2 tRNA genes are annotated in these 542 nt (G+C 40.8%); both read right to left on the bottom strand.

The window, feature by feature from the left end:
• Window positions 1–282 precede the first annotated feature (282 nt).
• Window positions 283–358 (bottom strand) — tRNA-Ala (locus R7044_RS27540).
• 42 nt (window positions 359–400) lie between these two features.
• Window positions 401–477, bottom strand: a tRNA-Ile gene (locus tag R7044_RS27535).
• Window positions 478–542: the final 65 nt, after the last annotated feature.

Genomic DNA, 542 nt, shown 5'->3' with positions numbered 1-542 from the left:
TCGAGTTGATGTTCAAATCACCAAAGTTGTCTCTCATTATTTGAATGAGCGAGAGACATTCGATTTTGCCGGACTCATCTTTTTACCTTCATTTTTAGAAAAAATGAAAACAAAAAGCCAAGAACACTTGAATGTGTTTTTTGGTGTTTGTCTTAAAGACAAACATTGAGAACTTTACAAACAACAATAAATTGTTGTTTTGTCAGCTTTCCAAATTGTTAAAGAGCTAGATTTTCTGATGAAAACCATTTTTAAAGATTCTTTTTCAAGAACACTTAAAGATGGTGGAGCTATGCGGGATCGAACCGCAGACCTCCTGCGTGCAAGGCAGGCGCTCTCCCAGCTGAGCTATAGCCCCATCAAGGTGTCGATACTGTCGCCAATTCCTTGGGAAAGAAATTGGTGGGTCTGAGTGGACTCGAACCACCGACCTCTCGCTTATCAGGCGAACGCTCTAACCACCTGAGCTACAGACCCAGTATCGTCTCTTTACTTTATAAACCGTATCAATCTGTGTGAACACTCATCGCAATAATCATCGT

The organism is Vibrio sp. 1402, assembly GCF_033340275.1.
This window is presented reverse-complemented; position numbering and strand designations above follow the sequence as displayed.